Consider the following 13,937-nt stretch of genomic DNA (forward strand, 5'->3'; position numbering starts at 1 on the left):
CAGCCACCACACCCCCCGACAGTCGGATCGCATGTCACCACACATCCAACCGCCGCAACCGCCAATCCGGCGAACCTTCCCGGTCAGAGCACTAGAGTCTCGATCAAACCCGGAACGGTTCATTTCGCCCCTGAACCCTGCGGCAGCGGGTCCTCCGCCCTGTCGTGGGGAGAACCGGTACTGTCCATCCTTCTCCAGGCCGGGAAGATCACCGGGCACAGCGTGGCGAGCAGATACACACCGCCGGCCGCCAGCAGCGTGGAAGACAAGCCGACCGAATCCACGAGGAAGCCCGCGGCCAGTCCGCCCAGCGGAGTGACCAGCTGCACCGAGGCCGTTGTCGCGCTCAGCACGCGGCTGCGCAGGTCCTCCGGCACCGTCTCATACGTCACGGTGGCCATGATGGGGTTGAGTACACCGAAGGCGAGACCCTCCGCCGCCATGATCACGGCCAGCGGGGTGAAGGTGTCGGTGAAGGCGGCCACCACGAAGCGCGGCAGGCCCCCGATGAGAAAGGCGATCGTGAACACGGGCCACCGCCGAAAGCGGCTGCCCACCGCCCCATAGACCAGTGCTCCCGTGAGAGCGCAAACCCCGAACGCCGCGTTCAGCAGACCGAGATCGACGGCACCGTCAAGCTTCTCCCGGGCATGCACGGGCAGGAGCACGGCGCTCCATCCCTGGTCGAGGCCCCTGGTGACCAGCGTCATCAGGCACAGGCCCAGCAGCAGCGGCGTGGCCGCCACGAAGCGATAGCCGTCCGCGAGTTCACGACGGTAGGCCCGCAGCGACGTCGGCTCGGCCCGTCGTTGGGCCTGCGCCTCGGGCAGGCCGCGCACTCCGAACGCGAACAGTGGCGCAGCCACGGCGAAGGTCGCGGCATCCACCAACAGGACGTTCTCGGCTCCGAGTACGGCGATCAGCACACCTCCGAGAGCCGATGCAGTCAGCGCCGCACAGCGTGCCGCACCGTCATACAGCCCGGCAGCCCTGGTCAGCGGCATTCCGGCGCGTTCGGCGAGCGTGGGCAACAGCACGCCGCGAGCGGTTTCACCCGGCGCACGGGACAGCCCTGTCATCGCCATCAGCACGCACAGCATCCAGAACTGCAGGATGCCGGCGAACTGCAACAGCGGGATCGCCGCAACGGCGACTCCGCAGGCGAGATCCGAGGCGACACTCACCCGCCGTCGCCCGATCCGGTCGATGACCGGACCGGTGACGAGCGCAGCGAGCACTGCGGGGAGCAGTGTGCAGAACGCCACGATCCCGGCCTTGGCGGCGCTGCCCGTGCTCTGCAGCACGAACCACGGCACGCCCATGTATGTGAGGCAATTCCCCGCGATCGAAACGAGGTTGGCGGCAAGAACCGTTGCCAGAGGACGGCGATCAACCGTCCCGAAGTCTTCGGACACTACGGTGGTCTCCCATGAGGGGAAGCGCCCACCGCGAACGAAGCAGGTCAGCCGGTGGGCGAAGCGAAGTGGTCAGCGTCTGGCGCGCATAGCGAGGCGCACCGCGATGCGGTGTTCACAAGCAGCGCCTCCAACACTTCGCCGGGATGACCACCCGGCACCTCCACGCATTGTCACCTCGGGCACCGGCCCTCCGCAACGACGATCCGTTCGCAATGGGCGGGCTCACACAGGGAATTGTCCGGGTTGTACCGATGAGGACAGATCTGCTGACCGTCTGGATCTCTGAGCGACACCGGCCTTGAGCGTTCCCGTTCTCGTGACCATCCACCGATGGGTCACACCATGCTTGCTGGGAAACGATCAACGTGAGCGTGGGATCTGCCGCAGAAACCCGCGCTCATGTGTGCTGATTAGTGGATTCCGTCGGTGCCCCATGGACCAGGCACGGCCCAAAGGCTTGTGGGGCGGGGTGGTGACTCTGGGATCAGGTGGGGTCGACCTCGGAGTGTCCGTAGACGTGTTGTGGTATCCACGCTTCGCGTACGGCCTCTATGTTCCATGGATTGGCGATGTGGCCGCGGATGTCCCGACCGTAGCGAGCTAGTCGATCCGCTTCTTCGCGACGGCCGAGAAGCCGCAAGGTGTCGACCTCATATGCGCGGGCGTTCACACCAGCGGTGGTCGCTCGCTCGTACCAAGCCAGCGCCTCCTGCCGGCGGCCAGCCTTGGCCAGTTCATCTGCCGCCGTCGTGAGCGCTAGGACTTTACCGGCGGCGGCCGCTCGCTCGTACCAGGCCAATGCGTCATCCAGGCGCCCTGCATTCTCCAACCGAGCGGCGGCCCACTCGAGCGCTTCAATGTCACCGGCCTCGCCGGCTCGGCCATAGCAGGCCAATGCCTCTTCCACGCGGCCCATCTGCCACAGAACACCGGCCCTCGTGGTGAGCACTGCAGCGTCGCCAGCCTCGGGCACTCGCTTGCACCAGGCCAGAGCGTCTTCCAAGCGGCCGTGGCGCGCGAGTTCCTCAGCGGCTCGCAAGAGGGCGCGAGTGTCACCAGCGTTAGCAGCGCGCTCATAGCAGCCCAGTGCCTCGTCCAGGCGGTCTGTGTCCACCAGTTGCCCGGCCATGTACCAGAGGGCGAATGTCTCTCCGGAGGCGGCGGCGCGCTCCGCCCACTCCAGCGCCTTGTCCAGGCGGTCCGCGTGTGTCAGTTGGATTGCTCCGACTCGGAGGGCATATGTGCCTCCAGCGGAGGCCTTACGTTCGCACCAGGCAAGCGCTCCGTCTAGACCCCCAACGGCGTCTGTCAGCCGTTCAGTAAGCCCGTCCTGGGCTTCGATATCCCCGTTGTCGGCCGCGCGCTCATACCAGGTGACAGCGTCTTCGGCACGGCCTCTATGCGCGAAGGCGTCGGCCGCTTCCCGAAGATTTTCGGTATCCCCCTTGTCAGCCGCGCGTGTACACCACGCCGAAGCCTCGTCCAGACGCCCTGCCCACGCCAACTGCGACGCTCCCCAGCCGAGCATGTCGGTTGCGCCAGCCGAGGCCGCACGTTCGCACCAGTCCAATGCTTCCTCGGTTCGGCCCGCTCCCCATAGGTCGGCGGCGGCGTAGAGGAATGCGTCAGTGTGGCCGGCGGCAGCCGCGCGCTCGTACCAGGCCAGCGCCTCGTCCAAGCGGTCTGTTACGCGGGGCGGAAGTCCTCGACGATGGTGGGTTCCGTTCAGACAGTGGGCCGCTTCGACGAGGGCATGGACGTCTCCGGCGTCGGCGGCGCGTTCGTACCATTCCAGGGCCTCGTCCAGATGGCCGGTGTCGCTCAAACGCGTGGCAATCCACTCGATGGCTCCTGTGTCACCGGCGTCAACCGCACGCTTGTAGCAGTCGATTGCCTCGTCCACACGACCCGCCCTCGCCAGGGTTCCGCCCTTTGCGGTTAGCGCTTCGGCGTTTCCGACGGCGGCCTCGCGTTCGCACCAAGCCATTGCCTCGTCCCGACGCCCGGCTCTTTCAAGGATGAGAACGGCATCGCGGTATTGGCTTCCACTCGCCCACAGGCAACAGGCCGTCTTCATGAGCCCGCGTTTCAGCGCCTCTTGGGCAAGGTTCCGTGCGGCGTCGTTTCCGCAGTGCCGTTCAGCCGCTTGCCAGAACTCAGCGGGGACCCGCGCGAGGTGGCGCGTCGCCCGGCCGTGGTCTTCCAGGAAGTCGGCCAACTGGTACGCAGAGCCGATCGGCGCTTCGGTGGAGCCCCGCGGCCGCTTTGGACGGTGGAGGGGGCCTGGAACTCCCCTGACAGACTCGGTGAGTTGGCTCAGCGCCTGTTCGAGCCAGTTGCCGGGCAGCAACTGCCATTCGGGTTCTGTCAGGTATCCCTCGGCAGCGGTCTCAAGGAAGGGCAGAGGCAGATTCACAGGGTGGCCGAGTCGGCGTGCATCGATCGCCGCGTCAAGTAGGGCCCGGGCACCGGGCGTCGCCGTCTCGTAGACGTCTTTCAGCTCAAATGCTGCAGCCAAATACTGGGTAATCATGTTGGCTGGGGCGGAATGAGCAGCCGCAACTAGCCGAGGATCGGTCGACTGTCTGAGCCTGTCGACCACGGAAGGCTCGAAAGCCGCTGGGACGTGCAGGGAGCGGTCCGCGACCAAGGTGCCTGCCTGGGGGTGCTTGCGCAGGTCGTCGAAGAAGCCCGCGCCGGGCCAGATGGTTCCCAGGACCAGGACGGGCGCACGGGAGGTGTCGGCCAGGAGGGTCCGCAACCCTGCCGTGATCGCCTCGCCGTGCTGGGCGTCCAGCAGGTAGCGGTGGGCTTCGTTGAGCCAGACGACCGTTTTCGGACCGACTCGTTCGAGGTCGGCGAGGGCAGCCTGGGCTCTCTCGGGGTTGATGGGATGCCACAGCCGCCAGCCCTCAGGAAGGTGTTGGACGGCTTCGTAGCAGGCGCGGGTCTTGCCGGTGGACGAGGTACCAACCAGCATCACCAGGCGGCTTTCACCTGCGGCGGCTTCGTCGACCAGGCGGCGAAGCTCCCTGTCGTGCGCACGTTCTACGTAATCCGGCAGACCATCCGCGCCCTGCATAGTGATCGCGTGATGGACTTCCAGGTCGTAGGGGTCAACGTCAGCGATGGGGCGGCCGAGGGGTTCGGTGAGCTTTACCTCGGTCCACAACGCGGCCGCGCGAAGGCCGGCCTGCTCCCCCTCGCCGCCGGTCATCTGTGTCAGCGCGGTCACCAGGGCTACGACGTCTGCCTGCTTTCCGAGCTCTGTGGGATCCCCGATGATCTGGTTGATCATGTCCTTGGACGGGCGGGCCTTCGGTGCCCAGCGGTCGGTGGCGTCTGCTATCGCGCTCAGCGTGGGTGTGCCGGCCGCGACATAGGCCTCGTAGATCAGCCTCTTCAGCGTGCCCAGCGGCCCCGGCGGCACGACCGGCCGTGGGATCGGTCGCTGCGATGACCCTGGCGACCTGCCCTGGCCGCGGCCTCCAGTGGTCTCATCGCGTTTCATCGTTTCCATCGTGCCCGAGTGGCATCCTGCGCATCCCCTGAACTGGGCAATCCGCAGAGGTAGTTCACAGCCGATCGCATTTCGTCGTGCGGCATTTCGAGCCCGTGAGGGTGGAGAGCAAGCCGGCCGGCTGCCCGATCCACCACCAACGTCAGGACATCACCATGTCTCGCAACCGTAAGTCCCGTCGATATAACGGGTCGTGGGACGAAGTGCGCAACGCAACCGTCACCGGCATCGTCTCCGCCGCCATCCGTTTCCTCCTCGACCAGCTGAGGGAGCTGATCTGAAGGCCGGCAGACGCGGGGGTACTCGACAGGGAGAGCACCCTCGTGTCTGCCATGTTCCGCACCACGGCTCTACGTCCGACTTCCGGCCCACATGGCTTTGTACGCGAGTCACGGCGATGGCCCACTTCTTATGGTCGCGCACGCAGAGTGATCATTGGTCTTCGTGTGACGGTGTGTGAGGTCGGCCGAAAATCGTCCAGCGCCTCGATCTCCCCTCCTACCTGTCTGCCGCCAGCCATACGAAGCAACACTTGGTCGTTCGCCTCAGGACAAGTTCAACGCCCCTCACCATGCGCGATGCCTCGATCCGCCTGCGGGACAAGGACACCGAGCTCCTTGCGGGCCTGTCGGGGTACGCACCCGTACTTGGGCGGTGAAGTGGCTGAGCCCGGCAACGAGCACCCGGGCGAGGATAGGTTCCAGGTACTGAGCTGCAGCCAGCCGGCTTCCACCGCTGGCACGTCGTTGCCGTCGGTGTCGAAAGCGATCTGTTGATCACTTCTGGGATGACGGAATTCATCCAGAGAGCGGCGTACGAGCCGATCAGCTGCGGCTGAACTCCCTTGCCGGGCAGGCTTCGGCGGCTCGGCGAGCTAGCCACAGCGAAGGCTTGGCCAGCGGTGAAGAGCGTCGCCCGAGGAGGGTGGTGTTCATCCCCCGGCGGGTTCCACGGCCGTGTCCCGTGTGCGGTAGCTGCCGCTTGAGGGTTTCTGTCTGCGGCTGGGCAGGGCGGGGTTGAAGGCGCGGGTGATGCGGCGGGTCCAGGGTGGTGTGGTGGCGAGGATGAAGCCGATACGGTCGGCGAATCGGGGTCCGGGGACGGGGATTTCGACGCCGGGGTGGCGCCGGTAGCCGCGGGTGACGGCGTGGGCGGCAAAGTTGGTGATGGCGTCGGCGCGTTGGGTGCGCGGGCGGCGACCTGGTGTGGTGAGGCTGCTGAGGATGCGCAGGGCGGTGAGGCTGCTGGCGTCGTAGCGGGAGTGGTGCAGGGACGCCCAGACGCCGGTGAGGGTGTCGGGGTCCGAGTCACTGGCAGTGTCCAGACCGGTCTGGTCGTACCAGAAGGCAGCAGCATGGTCCTCCCCGCGGGCGTGGTGGTAGAGGGCCAGGCAGTAGGCGGCGGGGGTGTGTTCGGCGCCGGCGGCGTACTGCCACCAAAACCGTGCGCCGTCTTCGACGCCGGCGAGGTGGAGGGCGCAGCCCAGCAGCCAGGCGCCGGTGGGTTCGGGTAGCTGGTCGGTGAGGAACTCCAGTACGTCGGGGTCGACCGTGGTGACGACGACTTCGCAGAGGTGGCCGAGGTTGTCGGCCGACGCGGTGTCGCCGGCCGGTTCGTCGAGCAGCGGGGGCGCTGTGTCTGCGGCGGCGTCGAAGTAGGTGCAGTCCTCGTAGGCGATGGTGTCGGCGGGCACGGGGTGGTGGCGGAGGCGGGCGCGGGCGAGGAGGGCGTCGATGGGGGGCATGGCGCTGGTTTCACTCCCGGGGGCTGGGTGCGTCGAGCAGACGTTCGAGGGCGGCGCGGGCGTGGTGGTCGACGGCGTGGGTGATGGCCTCGCTCAGGCCGACAGCGTCGGCGATCTCTTTCAGGTCCACGCCGTACAGGTGGCGCAGGACGGTCACGTCCATCTGGTCGTCGGGGAGATGGCCGATCGCGGCGAAGAGGTCCACGAGTTCGCTCAGGGCGACGAAGTGGCCGGGGACGCCGTCGTGGACCTCTGCGGTGGAGAAGACGGCGGCGCGCAGGTCGGGGTGGCCGTCGCCGTCACGGTGGGCGCGGGCCATGACCCGTGCGCGCAGCAGCCGCCAGGCGTAGCGGCTGAGGTTCTCGCTGACGGCGGCGTGGCTCCAGCACAGCCACAGGATGTCGAAGGCTTCCGTCACCACCCAGTGGGCGCGTTGGTCGGTGAGGAGGAAGACGCGCGCGTAGGCGGTGTAGACGTCGCTCATGGCCTCCGTGAACGCCTGGTGGGCCACGGGCGCCGGTTCGGGCTGGACGGCGACCTGCTGTATGCACTGCTTGATCCAGCCGGGTTGCTTCTGCGCCTCGTGGGCCGCCGCGCTCCATAGGCGGCGCATCGGCTGGGCGGGCAGGCCCAGGGCGTGGATCACGCTGAAGGTGATCTCCCAGGCGGGGTAGTAGCCGTTGCCGCGCAGCAGTTCGCTGATGCGGGTCTTGGAGTAGCCGGAGCGACTGACGAGGTCGTCCAGGGTCAGGCCGGAGGCGAACAGGAAGCTGCGGACCGGCTCCAGCCAGGCCCGGTGGGACGGGCCGGCACTCGCGGCGATCGGCGCGGGCTTGCGCCCGCGGCGGCCGCCGGTATCCGGGGCAGGCGGCTGGCCTGCGTCGGGGGACCAGATCATCGCGGCGGCTCCTGTTCCCCGGCAGCGGCGGAGCCGGGGGCGGCCGGTGGGCGCGGGCTGTCGGGCGGGGTCAGGGCTTGGACGATCTGCTGTACGAGCAGGCCCAGCGACGGGAGCAGCGCGGCGACCGCCGCTGCGTGGCCCAGTACGGTCATCACCGTGCTCCACGTGAGAACCGTCGCCAGGACGGCAACGGTCACCACTTTCTTACTCGACATTGCACCAGTTTTCTGTGAGCTGTTCGCACCTCAACGGCCCTTCCTGACAGCGGTGCTGAAGCGCCATCAGGAGAGCGACGTCAGCATGGACCGCCACGCTGACGTCACGCCACGTGATCATGGAGTTACGGAACAATGCCAGTGTGAGAGCCAGCCCTCGCTACCCCGCGCCACCCTCTCTCCCAGGCCGGGCGCCGGATGATTCAACCGTTTGAGGGGGGAACGTCACTTCCCTGCCCGCGCTGGCGTTGATGCCTCATCATGGGAAGCCAGGCGCCACTCGACGCCGCACCCCGTGCGGCCCCCTGTGCTGAAGCAACACCCAAGAGGGGGCCGCACGGCGCACTCCGAACCCACCCGCCCTGCCCTTCGGCGAGCTCGTGGAGAAGCCGCTTACCGCTTTGCAGGCCGATGGCGCTTGCCGCGGTACTCCGCAGGCCCGAACTACCCGCAGCCCCTGCAACCACCGTGCGTGAGCACGCCTCGACGCGGCGGGTGGCGCGTCCGGGGCGCGGCGGACTTCGACGCACGCGCCGATGAGGGTCTGCCCGACAAGCCTGTGTGACTTACCGTCCGCGCGGGTGAGTTGGGCACGCAATACCCGGAACGGCGCGCGGCTGCCCACTACGAAGATCACAGCCCGTTCGCGATCCCCGAGCGGAGCGTGTTCGCGTTCCTGGCCGAGCACCGGGAGGCACTGTTCCCGGCGGGGATGTTCGCGGACATGTACCCGTCGTCCAACGGGCGGCCCAGCTACCCGCCCCAGGTACTGTCCACCGTGCTGGTGCTGCAGGTCCTGCACGGGCTGTCGGACACGGAGGCGGTCCAGGAACTCCGCTGTGACCTGCGGTGGAAGGCCGCGTGCGGGCTCGGGCTGCTGGACACGGGCTTTGATTCGTCGCTGCTGACGTACTTCCGGCGCCGTCTGCAGCACTCGCGCGATCCGCACCGCGTCTTCACCGCCGTGCGCCAGGTCGTCGAGGCCACCGGGATCCTGCGCGGCCGCCGCCGGCGGGCGCTGGACTCCACCGTGTTCGAGGACGCGGTGGCCACCCAGGACACCGTCACCCAGCTGATCTCGGCGATCCGCCGGGTCGCCCGCGAGGTGCCGGGCGGCACCGAGACCGTCCAGGCGTGGTGCACCGGGCACGACTACCTCGCCGGCCCGGGCAAACCGAAGATCGCCTGGGACGACGAGAAGGCACGGGCCGAACTGGTCGACGCCCTGGTCACCGACGCGATCCGGGTCCTGGCCCACCTGCCCGACCGGGAGCTGGGGGAACGGGCCGCGAGCGCGGTGGGCATCCTGGCCCTGGTGGCCGGGCAGGATGTCGAGCCCGCCGAGGATTCCGACGGCAGCGACGGCCGCTGGCGCATCGCCCGCGGCACCGCCGCCAACCGCATGATCTCCACCGTCGACCCCGAGGCCCGGCACATCCACAAGACCACTCACCGCCAGGCGGACGGCTTCAAAGGCCACCTCGCCGTCGAGCCGGAGACGGGGCTGTTCACCGCCCTCGCCCTGCACCCCGCAAGCGGCACCGGCCACGCCGAGGGCGCTGTCGCCCTGGAGATGCTGGCCGAGGAGACCGGGCCGCTTGAGGTCTTCGGGGACACCGCCTACTCCGGCCACCGCTGCCGGGCCGCCCTGGCCGAGGCCGGACACCAGGTGTTCTGCAAGCCCGCCCCGCTCAAGTCCGCCGTCCCCGGCGGCTTCACCCTGGACGACTTCCGCATCGACACCACCGCCGCCACGGTGACCTGCCCGGCCGGCCACACCGTCCCGCTCGGCGACCCCGCCGGGCAGCATCTCCAGCGCAAAGCGTTCTTCGGCGAGTTGTGCACCGACTGCCCTCTGCGGCCCCGGTGCACCAAGGCCAGGAACGGACGGATCCTCACCATCCGGCCGCACCACGACCGACAGGCCGCCGCCCGGCGGGCCGCCACCGACCCCGACTGGCAGGCCGCCTACCGGCGTTGGCGGCCACCGGTCGAACGCGGCGTCGCCTGGCTCGTCGCCCACGGCAACCGGCGCCTGCGCTACCTCGGCACCCTGAAGAACGACACCTGGCTCCACACCCGGGCCGCTGCCCTCAACCTCCGCCGACTGATCAACCTCGGACTCATCCGCGCCGGCAGAACCTGGGCACTCGCCCCTGCCGCCCCATGACGGCAGGGGCGAGTGCCCCGAAACCCACGATGACCAGGCAAGATCTTCAGTGATCTTCTAGTATCCTGCGCCGCAAATTCGCTACATAAGTTCGGGCGTCCTCCGGTCTGCCTGACGGTCACAATGCCTGCTGGTAGCCGAGTTGGTCGTGCGATGCCTCCAATAACTTCTTCAACGAACTTGCGGCGCAGCACACTAGGGCTGTCACTGAGGTTTTCCTGTACTTAATCCAGGGCCTCCAGGAAGGCGCTACAAGCAGTTAGCCGTTTCTCACGCAGCCAGTGGCCGTGCTCCACCATCCCGGCATCCCTAGTTTGTGCCCGGGTCGCCGCGTAGGTGAAGACAGCCGTCCCTAACGTCCCGATCACACCAACTGCCGCCCCAAGGACAGCTGCCACCCCTTGATCCATGACCTCATCCTGTCGCGGTTCCCGCCGGCCAGCACGCCCCGCGGCGGCTGTGCTGCGATTTCTATCGGCCCGGCACCGTGGGTGCCCAGAGAGGGCCCGGTCCCCGGCGCGACTCACGACGAGCAGCCGTCCGCGCGGGGCGACGACCAGTCCCACGCCTCCGTTGACGAGCGCGAGTGCCGCATGGCGCGCGCGGTCCCTCAGGAGCACCGTCTCCTCAGCCACGGCCCGCGCACCACGCACCTCTGTCGCCATGCCCACCGGCACGGCGACGGGATCCGCCCGGCGTACGACGTCGGGGTCGAGGACCGCCGGCAGCGCGAGTCCGACGGAATCGACGAGCAGGGCCTCCTCCGGGGGATGCCCTCGTCGTCCGCCTCCCCGATCCGGTCCGGGGATCCGCTGCCCGACGCTCGCCGCCTGAGCGGGTGGCCTGTCGGCGGGCCTGGCACCGCGGCCGGCGCCGGCCCTAGCGCCGGGCTTCCATCAGCAGCCGCGCCGCCTCGGCCGCCTGCTCGGCGGGCTCCGTGCTCCGCGTGATGCCCGCGGTGACCATGGCGCCCTCGGCGAGCAGATACAACTGGTCCGCGAGGGGTGACGGAAGCCCGGCGTCGGCCACGAGGCCCCCCAGATAGTCCTTGAACGCCGCTTTGTGTGCCTTCACTTGGGTGGTGACGCGGGGCGACGTGGTGCCGAGTTCCCCGTACGAGTTGATCCAGGCACATCCCCGGAAGTCGGGCTCCGCGAACCACTGCCGCAGCCAGTCGAAGACCGCAAGTATCCGCTCCGCCGGTTCCTGGCGCCGGTCGACGTGCTCGGCCAGCCGCTGCCGCCAGCGGATGTCGCGCCGCTCCAGGTAGGCCTCGACGAGCCGCTCCTTGGCAGGGAACAGCTGGTAGAGCCGCTTGAGCGACACCCCCGACGCGCCGCGGATGTCATCCATGCCGACGGACTGAATGCCGCGGCCATAGAACAACTTCTCCGCGGCGTCCAACGCCTGCTCCCGGGCGACTGCGTTGTCCATGGGGGGGCCACCACTCCTTGACGTGAGAACGTTCGTTCTCTAGCGTATCAACCACCGATGAGAACGATCGTTCTCACCTTCTCTCCGCTAGGAAACCCGCCATGACCGACCGCCCTCCCCTGCCGCCCTTCACCCGTGAGACAGCCGCCCAGAAGGTCCAGGCCGCCGAGGACGCCTGGAACACCCGCGATCCCCGCAAGGTCTCGCTCGCCTACTCCGAGGACTCGGTCTGGCGCAACCGCGACACCTTCGTGACCGGCCGCGCCCAGATCGTGGAGCTCCTGACGGCGAAGTGGGCGCGTGAGCACGAGTACGCCCTGCGCAAGGACCTGTGGGCCTTCGACGGCAACCGCATCGCCGTGCGCTTCCAGTACGAGTCGCGCGCCGACGACGGGCAGTGGTGGCGTTCGTACGGCAATGAGTTGTGGGAGTTCGACGAGCACGGTCTGATGACGCGGCGCGAGGCGAGCATCAACGACGTACGGATCGAGGAGAAGGAGCGCCGGATCTTCGGCCCGCGTCCGGAGTCGCAGCGCCCCGGAGAGGGGTCGCCTCGGGCCGGTAGCGGCCATCGGCCGGCGCAACCATGATCTGCAGCAGCCGCACCACCGCTGACAGTTTAGAGTTCAACTTTATTGCCTCATTTGGGCAGAGTTCAGGCAGTTCCAACTGCACGCGGGCATCGGCGAACCGTCTCCGCCTAAGGACAGAAAATGGGTGTACAGGTCAAGGAGTCCATCGCATCCCGTGGCACCGCCATTCGGTCGTTCAGGCAGGTGATCGCCCCGAAGCGGCTCTCCCGGCGGATGCGGGAAGAGGACCGGCCGTTCTCGCCGGCGCTCCTGACTCCGCTGTTGGTGATCGTGCTGGCCTCGGTGGCGGCCCTCTTTACGCCCCACCTGCAGTTCTACCGCCTGCTCGGGGCGGCCCCCGCGCTGGCCGCCGCGATGTTCTCCGTGGCCGGCACGCTGGGCATCGGGCTGCTGACCCTGATTGCCGGCTTCGCCATCTCCGCCGCCGACCACACTCTGGACCGGACTCCCGGAATCTTCACCTTGATCGCGATCGTGGCTGTCACCCTGGCCGCCGCCTACGCCAGCCGGGTACGGCAGAACCGGGAACGCACCCTCGCCCAGGTCCGCGCCGTGGCGGAGACGGCGCAGCACGTGCTGATGCGCCCGGTCCCGCATCACCTCGGACACATCGACGTCGAGGTTCTCTACCAGGCGGCCGCCGCGCAAGCCCGCATCGGCGGCGACTTCTACGAGGCGCAGCAGACCCCGCACGGAGTGCGGCTGATCATCGGTGACGTGCGCGGCAAGGGCCTCCAGGCCGTCGAGGCCGCCTCGGTCGTCCTCAGTTCCTTTCGGATATTCGTCCAGAACGCCCCCGACCTGCCGGACCTGGCACACCGGCTGGAGACCAGCGCCAGCCGTTACGGCGAGCACGTCCCCAGCGACGACGCGCTGGAGCGCTTCGTCACCATCCTGCTCGTCGAGATCCCCGCCGGAGAACCCATCGCCCGCCTGCTCAACTGCGGACACCCTCCGCCGCTGCTGCTGCACGACGGCGAAGTGCGCGAGGTGGAACCCAGCGCACCGTCACCACCCATCAACATGGCCGCCCTGCTCGGCGACCACTACCAGGTCGACACCATCCCCTTTGGCACCGGCGACCGCCTGCTGCTCTACACCGACGGCGTCAGCGAGACCCGCGACGGTACCGGGACCTTCTACCCCCTCGCCCAGCGCGTCCGCCGATGGGTCCTTGCCCCGCCCCGCCAACTCCTCGACCACCTCCGCCAGGACCTGCGCGCCTACGTCCACGGCACCCGTGACGACGACCTCGCCGCCCTGGTGGCCCACCGCATCACACCGTGCGACCGGGAGCCGGCCGAACTAGGAGGGCTACGGCCACTCCGGTCGACTGGCCCCAACATTGGTTGAGCACCTGCGCAGCCCTCTGACGTGCAACCTTTCACGCCGGATTGGATTGCCCCTGGTCGGCAAGAGCTCCGCGGCGTGCACGTTTGCACGCCGGGTGCCGGTCTGGCGATGCGAGCGGGTCTACCTGCACATCACCGTCGCTCGGCACTGGCCGGCGTTCAGAAGCCGTGTCTCAACCGAACGTGATCGCTTGATTTCTGCTGGTCAGGCATGGTCTAGCTCCGGATGAGGGAGGCATCGGGCGTCTTGTTTCCGCTCCGTTAGTGAGGGGTGCGCGTTGGCGTCGGTGCTGGGAATGCTGGAGGAGCGGGAGACGGCTGCCCGTGTGCGGGTGGAAGGGTTGCGGGAGGAAGTCGCCCGGTTGGCTAGTCAGCGCGCCCGCCGGCCCCTCGCCCCGGTCGACCCGGGCCTGCTTGACCCAGCCACGCAGACCCTCCGGACTCACGCCGAGTTCCCGGGCGACCTCGGTCACGTTCCTCCCCGAGGATCGGACCAGGGGCCTTCCCCCGTGAAGGTGGGCACGCGGTTATTGATCACGCGGCGAGCGTGAGTTTAGCGGTGTGGTGTCGGTGTTCGTATTCGTTGGGGC

At 68.3% G+C, this 13,937-nt stretch carries 11 protein-coding genes; 4 read left to right on the forward strand and 7 right to left on the reverse strand.

Features of this window, described 5'->3' with window-relative positions; translation table 11 throughout:
• Positions 1-119 precede the first annotated feature (119 nt).
• Positions 120-1,415 carry an MFS transporter gene (locus ACFYXB_RS44100; RefSeq protein ID WP_389591033.1) on the reverse strand — a complete coding sequence of 432 codons (1,296 nt, stop codon included), beginning with the start codon at positions 1,413-1,415 and terminating at the stop codon, positions 120-122.
• A 487-nt stretch (positions 1,416-1,902) separates the two neighbouring features.
• Positions 1,903-4,929, reverse strand: a complete 3,027-nt coding sequence (locus tag ACFYXB_RS44105) for a tetratricopeptide repeat protein (protein WP_389591035.1) — start codon at positions 4,927-4,929, stop codon at positions 1,903-1,905.
• 164 nt (positions 4,930-5,093) lie between these two features.
• On the opposite strand from ACFYXB_RS44105, the gene ACFYXB_RS44110 reads away from it, so the two are divergent.
• A complete protein-coding gene (locus ACFYXB_RS44110; protein WP_389591037.1) occupies positions 5,094-5,219 on the forward strand; it encodes a hypothetical protein in 126 nt (41 codons plus the stop codon).
• A 650-nt stretch (positions 5,220-5,869) separates the two neighbouring features.
• Here ACFYXB_RS44110 and ACFYXB_RS44115 read toward each other — a convergent pair.
• Genes ACFYXB_RS44115 through ACFYXB_RS44125 form a run of 3 tightly spaced genes read right to left on the reverse strand, consistent with a single transcriptional unit; the run spans position 5,870 to position 7,798 of the window.
• Positions 5,870-6,682: a hypothetical protein gene (locus tag ACFYXB_RS44115; RefSeq protein ID WP_389591039.1), complete on the reverse strand. Its 813-nt coding sequence runs from the start codon at positions 6,680-6,682 to the stop codon at positions 5,870-5,872.
• Between the two features lie 10 nt (positions 6,683-6,692).
• A complete protein-coding gene (locus tag ACFYXB_RS44120) occupies positions 6,693-7,580 on the reverse strand; it encodes a sigma-70 family RNA polymerase sigma factor (protein WP_389591040.1) in 888 nt (295 codons plus the stop codon).
• Positions 7,577-7,798 (reverse strand): hypothetical protein, encoded by a 222-nt coding sequence (locus ACFYXB_RS44125; RefSeq protein ID WP_389591042.1) that lies wholly within the window; start codon positions 7,796-7,798, stop codon positions 7,577-7,579. The genes ACFYXB_RS44120 and ACFYXB_RS44125 overlap by 4 nt, the downstream gene beginning before the upstream one ends.
• 586 nt (positions 7,799-8,384) lie before the next feature.
• Between ACFYXB_RS44125 and ACFYXB_RS44130 the strand changes: the two genes are divergently transcribed.
• Positions 8,385-9,968, forward strand: coding sequence for an IS1182 family transposase (locus ACFYXB_RS44130; RefSeq protein ID WP_389591044.1), 1,584 nt, complete (start codon positions 8,385-8,387; stop codon positions 9,966-9,968).
• An 879-nt stretch (positions 9,969-10,847) separates the two neighbouring features.
• Here the strand turns inward: ACFYXB_RS44130 and ACFYXB_RS44135 are convergent.
• Entirely contained in the window at positions 10,848-11,402 is a 555-nt protein-coding gene (locus ACFYXB_RS44135) for a TetR/AcrR family transcriptional regulator (protein ID WP_389591045.1), read from the reverse strand.
• Between the two features lie 101 nt (positions 11,403-11,503).
• On the opposite strand from ACFYXB_RS44135, the gene ACFYXB_RS44140 reads away from it, so the two are divergent.
• Both ACFYXB_RS44140 and ACFYXB_RS44145 read left to right on the forward strand, forming a co-directional pair.
• On the forward strand, positions 11,504-11,992 hold the full coding sequence (locus ACFYXB_RS44140; protein WP_389591046.1) for a nuclear transport factor 2 family protein: 489 nt from the start codon (positions 11,504-11,506) through the stop codon (positions 11,990-11,992).
• A gap of 123 nt (positions 11,993-12,115) precedes the next feature.
• Positions 12,116-13,348 carry a PP2C family protein-serine/threonine phosphatase gene (locus ACFYXB_RS44145; protein ID WP_389591047.1) on the forward strand — a complete coding sequence of 411 codons (1,233 nt, stop codon included), beginning with the start codon at positions 12,116-12,118 and terminating at the stop codon, positions 13,346-13,348.
• A gap of 172 nt (positions 13,349-13,520) precedes the next feature.
• Here the strand turns inward: ACFYXB_RS44145 and ACFYXB_RS44150 are convergent, their stop codons facing one another.
• Positions 13,521-13,844 carry a transposase gene (locus ACFYXB_RS44150; RefSeq protein WP_389591048.1) on the reverse strand — a complete coding sequence of 108 codons (324 nt, stop codon included), beginning with the start codon at positions 13,842-13,844 and terminating at the stop codon, positions 13,521-13,523.
• Between the last annotated feature and the right edge of the window lie 93 nt (positions 13,845-13,937).

It is taken from the genome of Streptomyces sp. NPDC002619 (assembly GCF_042889305.1).
In the GTDB taxonomy this organism is placed as follows: domain Bacteria; phylum Actinomycetota; class Actinomycetes; order Streptomycetales; family Streptomycetaceae; genus Streptomyces.

What these genes read in the sequence shown, in the direction of transcription:
- ACFYXB_RS44145 (WP_389591047.1), top strand. Translation starts at nt 12,116, where the DNA reads ATGGGTGTACAGGTCAAGGAGTCCATCGCATCCCGTGGCACCGCCATT.
- ACFYXB_RS44110 (WP_389591037.1), top strand. Translation starts at nt 5,094, where the DNA reads ATGTCTCGCAACCGTAAGTCCCGTCGATATAACGGGTCGTGGGACGAA.
- ACFYXB_RS44135 (WP_389591045.1), bottom strand. Translation starts at nt 11,402, where the DNA reads ATGGACAACGCAGTCGCCCGGGAGCAGGCGTTGGACGCCGCGGAGAAG.
- ACFYXB_RS44115 (WP_389591039.1), bottom strand. Translation starts at nt 6,682, where the DNA reads ATGCCCCCCATCGACGCCCTCCTCGCCCGCGCCCGCCTCCGCCACCAC.
- ACFYXB_RS44105 (WP_389591035.1), bottom strand. Translation starts at nt 4,929, where the DNA reads ATGAAACGCGATGAGACCACTGGAGGCCGCGGCCAGGGCAGGTCGCCA.
- ACFYXB_RS44125 (WP_389591042.1), bottom strand. Translation starts at nt 7,798, where the DNA reads ATGTCGAGTAAGAAAGTGGTGACCGTTGCCGTCCTGGCGACGGTTCTC.
- ACFYXB_RS44140 (WP_389591046.1), top strand. Translation starts at nt 11,504, where the DNA reads ATGACCGACCGCCCTCCCCTGCCGCCCTTCACCCGTGAGACAGCCGCC.
- ACFYXB_RS44120 (WP_389591040.1), bottom strand. Translation starts at nt 7,580, where the DNA reads ATGATCTGGTCCCCCGACGCAGGCCAGCCGCCTGCCCCGGATACCGGC.